Source organism: Fundidesulfovibrio sp. (assembly GCF_058402725.1).
This window is the reverse complement of sequence record NZ_JBZVFJ010000352.1, coordinates 1-5186: the sequence shown is the minus strand read 5'-3', so window position 1 is coordinate 5186 and position 5186 is coordinate 1. Positions and strand designations below refer to the sequence as shown.

Below are 5186 nucleotides of genomic sequence, written 5' to 3'. Positions count from 1 at the left end.
CCCGCAGGGCCATCCTGGCGGAGATCGCCGCCCTGGAGGCCACCGTCACCAACCGCCGTATCCGCGAAGCTGCGTTGACCGAAGCGGGCAAGGCGTGGCTGGCCGATGTGGATGCCAGGATCGCCGTGCTGCGGGGGACGTTGCATGGCTGACGAACAATGGTCGCCGGTCGCCACCCAGGCCGTGGGCGTTTTCGAGCGGGTTCCGCCCGGTGTGCAACTGGCGACCATCGCCGCGCTGACCATCATCGTGCTGGCGGCGCTGTACGCCTGGTCGCGCAAAACCTCTGTCCGGGGCAAGGATACCGAGGACGTGCTGGCCCGGCTGATGACCGACATGATGAACGAGATCGGCGCCCAGATGTCGGGCCTGAAGACGGCGACGGAAAACCTGTCCCACGCCGTCACCAGCATGCAGGAGGCCGTTACCGGGTGCCGCGACTGCCCGTTCGAGCGGCGCAAGAGCCACGGCGCGCCATCCCACCACACGTCCGGGCGGATGCGCCGCACCGACCACCACCCGCAGACCGAAGAGGGCTGACCCGATGTTCGACGCAGCAATTCTGCAGTCCGCCGTCCCCGCCGCCCCGTCCCTGGCAGTGCAGCGCCTGGCCGCGCCCCTGGCCCAGGCCTGTTACGAATTCGGCATCACGGAGCCGGAGCACGTGGCTGCGTTCCTGGCCCAGATAGCCCATGAAAGCGGGGCCTTTACCCGTATGACCGAGAACCTGAACTATTCGGCCCAGGGCCTGCTGGCGACTTGGCCGAAGCGGTTCACCGCCGAACAGGCGGCCGACTATGCCCGTCAGCCCGAGCGGATCGCCAACCGGGTCTATGCCGGTCGGTTGGGTAATGGCGACGAAGCCAGTGGCGATGGTTGGCGCTATCGCGGCCGAGGCCTGATCCAGCTGACCGGCCGGGCCAACTATTCTGCCTGCGGCGACGATCTGGCGCTGGATCTTCTCGGCTCGCCCGAGTTGCTGGAAACCCCGGCCTCGGCCGCCCGTTCGGCGGCATGGTTCTGGATGTCACGCGGCCTGAACGATCTGGCCGACCAGGACGATATCGAGGCCATAACCAGGGTCATCAATGGGGGCTTGACCGGACTGGCCGACCGCAAGGCGCATTACGCCAGGGCCGCCGCCGCACTGCAGGTGGTGTGATGGCCGCGTCCCGAACCCTCGACTATTGCTCTGTCCGCTCGCTGGCCGGCCGTGTTGCCGCCGACGAGATGTTCCGGCGCATCATCCCTGGGAACATCGACATGGATTTCCCGCCCGATCAGGACATGGCCGGCGCCATCGTGCGCGAACGTGAGGTGCAGGAACGTGCCTGTTCGTCCTGTCCTGACCATGTCCATTGCCACGACTGAAGGAGATCATTCATGAGCTTCATGGACGACGCGCTGGGCATTCTGGGCAAGGTCGCCCCCACCATTGCCGGCATGATCGGCGGCCCCTTTGCCGGGGCGGCGGTGGCGGCCATCGAGGCGGCCCTGGGCCTGCCGGCCTCCGGCGACAAGGATGCCGCCCTGAAGGCGGTGGCCGCCGCCAGCCCCGAGCAGCTTCTGGCCTTGAGGACGGAAGACAACCGCCACGCCGAGGCGATGGGGAAGCTGGGCCTGGACCGCGAGGCCCTGGCCGTGCAGGACCGCGACAGCGCCCGCCGGCGCGAGGTGAATTCCAAGGACTGGACGCCCCGTATCCTGGCCGCGGTCATCATCGCCGGGTTCTTCGGCGCGGTGTTCGCGGTGCTGTTCGATTTCGGCAAGGTGGAAAGCGCCCTGGCCGGCACCCTGATCGGCTATGTCTCGGCCAAGGCCGAACAGGTGGTGTCGTACTATTTCGGCTCCAGCAGCAGCAGCGCCAAGAAGGACATCCTGCTGGCCCAGGCGCCGCCGATCAAGCTGGAGGGAAAATGAGCGCGGCGGCCTTCCTCGGCACAGCCTTCCTACTGGGAGCCCCGCTGCGCCGCATATTCGGTGGCTGGCTCGGGCTATCCCGTTCCATCTGCGCGGCCAGCATGGTTGCGTTCACCACCTGGCCCGCATGGCTGGCCTGGGGCAGTTTCGAGCCGTGGCCCGTGCCCGTGGTAGGCTCGTTGCCCATGTGGGCCAAGGCGCTGGTGGTCACGCTGCTGGCGGCCCTGTTCTGGACGGACGGGCACCGCTTCGATAGGCCGTGGATGCTGCTCGGCCGCTACGGCTGGCCGCCGCTTGTCCTGGCGATGATCTCCAGCTTCTGGCCGGCCGTGCTGGTCGGGCCGCTGGTGGCGGTCTTGTCCGTGGCATTCCGCTGGTGGGCGGCGCCAGTCGTGCTGCCGTGGGATGACCCGCCGCGCCGGCAGATGCTGGACGGCTGGACGGCCTGGTGGGAATGCAGCCTTGGCGCCATCGGCGTGGGGGCATTTTGGGCGGCGGCGCTGGTCTGATCCGGTTACCAGCGCCCCCGGAAACCCGCAGTTTTCCGGGGTTGAGTTTTGTAGAAAAATTGTTAAAGGCCGTTGATTTGGCTGAAAAACAACGGTCTGGCTGGAAAAATTCGTCGAGCAGCATAGTTGAGGATTTCTGCGGGTTTGAGAGGGCCGGTTATCAGTGTCGGAAGGTGTCGGTTATCACTTTCCACGTCTGGACCGGCCCTTTTTGTTCGCGCTTTCCAGCTTGATGACGGCCGACTTGGCGAGGCGCCCGCGCTCCACGCCCTTGGTGTAATGGGCCACCATTTGGTCAGACTGGCCGGTGATGGCGGCAATCTCTTTGGTGCTGCAGCCGACCATCGCATACGCCACCGCAGCGGACTTCCGCAGGCCGTGGAAGACGAAGTCATCCAGGCCCAACCGCGTCAGCTCGTCGCCGAACGCCTGCGCCAGCGGGTTCGCCTTGAGCCACGGCGTGCCCTTGGAATTGACCAGGATGGTGACGGCCGATTTGGGCGCGTTGCGCAGCACCGCAGCCAGCGGCGCCGGCACGGGTAGGTAAACCTCCTTCCCGGTCTTCTGCTGCACCACACGAATCATCCCGTCGATGATGTCGTCCCACCGAATGCGGATGAGGTCTCCCTGGCGCTGGCCGAGCCATAGCCCCATCTCCAGAGCCAGGACGAGGTGCGGCCGCCCCTGCTCCCGAAAAATCTCCAGCGCGCGCGCCGTCCATGGATGGTGTTCGCCCAGCCGCAGGGACTTCTGGCCGCCGGCCTTCAGGTCGAAGGGGTTGGTCTTGCACAACCCGCGCCCCGTGCCCCACTTGTAGAGCACGCGCCCGGTGCGGATCAGCGTGTTGGCCTTGCCCGGCTTGTCGGCGAGGTCGTCGCGCAGCGCGAGGACGTGCCTCATCTCGATTTGGTCGGGCCGGAACTTTCCGACCTTGACGCGCAGGAAGTCGAGGTCGGCGCGATAGGCGTCCCGTGTCTTTTGCTTGATGTTCTTCAGGTACTCGGCCGAGCGCATGTAGGCTTCGACCATGGCGGCAAAGGTGCCGGGGTCGGCTGGCGAGATTCCAGGCGTCGTGAAGCTGGCCTCGATCTTGGCATAGGCGGCCGAGAACTCGGGGCTTCCAGGCTTGCCGGGGAGGCGCCCCCAATACCGCCCGTTGCGCCGGTAATAGAACATCCCGGGCTTGGGCTCGTGCACGTACTTCATGGTGAACTGCACCGGATGGCCTCCATCACCGGGTCACTCTCGGGAGATGGTTGCTCCCATCCGCCCTTTCCTTCAAGCGCCCAATCAAGCTGGATCCTGGACCATCGCGCCGGCCGCGTGCGGATGAACGCCTTGGGCAGCTCCTCGCGCTCGACCGCCCGCAGGAACTGGCGGGTGGTCATTCCGAGATAGGCGGCGGCCTCGTTGGCCGTCAGGGTGGTCTTGGTCGTCATCAGAACAGGCTCAACTGTTGACGTGCGGGAGCGGCCGGCTTTACGCGCGGCGCCGCGGGCTTTACGGGTTGGGGCCTCCAGATTGTCACCGGGGGCCGAAAGGTTGACGGGTCGGGGCGTGCGGTTGACAAATCTGGCGCTGGTTTACAAACCAGGGCGTGGGTGTGAAATCCCGACGCCGACGGCGGATCGTCGGCCGTCATCAGGTGGCGCGCGGCCAGCATCATGTCGTGAACGGTGGCGCGGCCCTCGCCCAGCTTGACCAGCAGCTCGCCGGCCTGCTCGACCACCCGCACATCGATCCCATCGGGGGTGGTCAGCGGCTTGCCGACGCGGGCGCGCAGATAGAGGGCGACCGAGGCCTCCAGCCGCTCGTCGTCGTGGTCGTATTCCAGCCACTCGGCCACCACGTCCACCGCGCCGACGATGCCGAGGCGGTCGCGGAACGGCAGCAGGTGCCAGAGGACCCACGGGGTGGCGGGCGGCATGGCGGTCAGCCTCCCCCGTCAAGGTAATAGCCGCGGCCCTCAAGGCGGCGGCGCCATTCCTCGGCCATCTTGCGCGATGAGCGCGCGCAGGCCTCCAGGCCGGCGACGTTGGCGGGGTGGCGCAGGATGCCCTCGGCCACCGCGTCCCAGCACAACAGGAAGGGCGTGCCCTCCTCGATGTGCAGCACCTCACGCTGGCGCAGGTCGTCGAGCCACATGGAGTAGGCCTGCAACACCGTCAGGCCGGCGCGGCGCTGCTCGGCGTAGGGGTCGAGAAGCCAACGACGAAGGGCCAGAGTGCGCTTGATGATGGGCTCGCGCTCCCGCACCGGCAGGTCGTCCAGGGGCTCCAGCGCCACCCCGTTGAACACCAGCTTGGCGTTGGCGCAGAGCTGGCTTTCATCATTCCCCACCGGGATCATCACATCGGTGAGGCGGTGGGCGACGAGGGCGGGAAACACCAGCTCCACCCGACGTCGGGCAGAGAGGTGGCGCGGCTGGGTCAGTTTCTCCTGCAGCACAGGCTTGGCCTGGCGCGCCCAGGGCGGGGGAAGATCCGACGTACTGAGGGCGACAGAGATAGAGATGTCCATAGCCCCGGCTAACCGCCCGGCCCTGTTCTGGTCAGACATGGCGCACCTCGGGGAAGGCGTTGTGTTCGGTGCCATCCAGCAGGCGGCCAGCGGCGCGCTTTCCGACGCGGATCATCTCGGCGCGGCCAGGGCCCTGCCAGTCATAGCCGTTACGCAGTTGGCCGCCTCCCTGTGGCTTCCCGTTTCCATCAAGGATCTGCACGGCCGGATTGCCCCTGATCCCATGCGGATGTGGGG

At 66.9% G+C, this 5186-nt stretch carries 10 protein-coding genes; 6 read left to right on the top strand and 4 right to left on the bottom strand.

Features of this window, described 5'->3' with window-relative positions; translation table 11 throughout:
• Positions 1-144: 144 nt before the first annotated feature.
• From ACV4UX_RS19520 to ACV4UX_RS19500, 5 genes are read left to right on the top strand one after another with little or no spacing between them, the layout of a single operon-like run.
• The gene (locus ACV4UX_RS19520; protein ID WP_491594938.1) at positions 145-540 is read left to right on the top strand and encodes a hypothetical protein; all 396 of its coding nucleotides are present in this window, start codon (positions 145-147) and stop codon (positions 538-540) included.
• 4 nt (positions 541-544) lie between these two features.
• Positions 545-1162, top strand: a complete 618-nt coding sequence (locus tag ACV4UX_RS19515; RefSeq protein WP_491594937.1) for a glycoside hydrolase family 19 protein — start codon at positions 545-547, stop codon at positions 1160-1162.
• A complete protein-coding gene (locus ACV4UX_RS19510; protein WP_491594936.1) occupies positions 1162-1371 on the top strand; it encodes a hypothetical protein in 210 nt (69 codons plus the stop codon). Before ACV4UX_RS19515 ends, ACV4UX_RS19510 begins: the two co-directional genes overlap by 1 nt.
• A 12-nt stretch (positions 1372-1383) precedes the next feature.
• Positions 1384-1920 (top strand): hypothetical protein, encoded by a 537-nt coding sequence (locus ACV4UX_RS19505; protein ID WP_491594935.1) that lies wholly within the window; start codon positions 1384-1386, stop codon positions 1918-1920.
• Positions 1917-2429, top strand: a complete 513-nt coding sequence (locus ACV4UX_RS19500; protein ID WP_491594934.1) for a hypothetical protein — start codon at positions 1917-1919, stop codon at positions 2427-2429. Before ACV4UX_RS19505 ends, ACV4UX_RS19500 begins: the two co-directional genes overlap by 4 nt.
• A 183-nt stretch (positions 2430-2612) precedes the next feature.
• Here ACV4UX_RS19500 and ACV4UX_RS19495 read toward each other — a convergent pair whose 3' ends face one another.
• Genes ACV4UX_RS19495 through ACV4UX_RS19480 form a run of 4 tightly spaced genes read right to left on the bottom strand, consistent with a single transcriptional unit; the run spans position 2613 to position 4949 of the window.
• On the bottom strand, positions 2613-3635 hold the full coding sequence (locus tag ACV4UX_RS19495) for a tyrosine-type recombinase/integrase (protein WP_491594933.1): 1023 nt from the start codon (positions 3633-3635) through the stop codon (positions 2613-2615).
• Positions 3632-3868 carry a hypothetical protein gene (locus ACV4UX_RS19490; protein ID WP_491594932.1) on the bottom strand — a complete coding sequence of 79 codons (237 nt, stop codon included), beginning with the start codon at positions 3866-3868 and terminating at the stop codon, positions 3632-3634. Before ACV4UX_RS19490 ends, ACV4UX_RS19495 begins: the two co-directional genes overlap by 4 nt.
• Positions 3868-4356, bottom strand: coding sequence for a hypothetical protein (locus tag ACV4UX_RS19485; protein ID WP_491594931.1), 489 nt, complete (start codon positions 4354-4356; stop codon positions 3868-3870). The genes ACV4UX_RS19490 and ACV4UX_RS19485 overlap by 1 nt, the downstream gene beginning before the upstream one ends.
• Positions 4357-4361: 5 nt before the next feature.
• Complete coding sequence (locus ACV4UX_RS19480; RefSeq protein WP_491594930.1) at positions 4362-4949, bottom strand: hypothetical protein; 588 nt, start codon at positions 4947-4949, stop codon at positions 4362-4364.
• Here ACV4UX_RS19480 and ACV4UX_RS19475 point away from each other — a divergent pair.
• A partial coding sequence (locus tag ACV4UX_RS19475) for a hypothetical protein (protein ID WP_491594929.1) occupies positions 4942-5186 on the top strand: 245 nt, incomplete at its 3' end. The genes ACV4UX_RS19480 and ACV4UX_RS19475 overlap by 8 nt on opposite strands.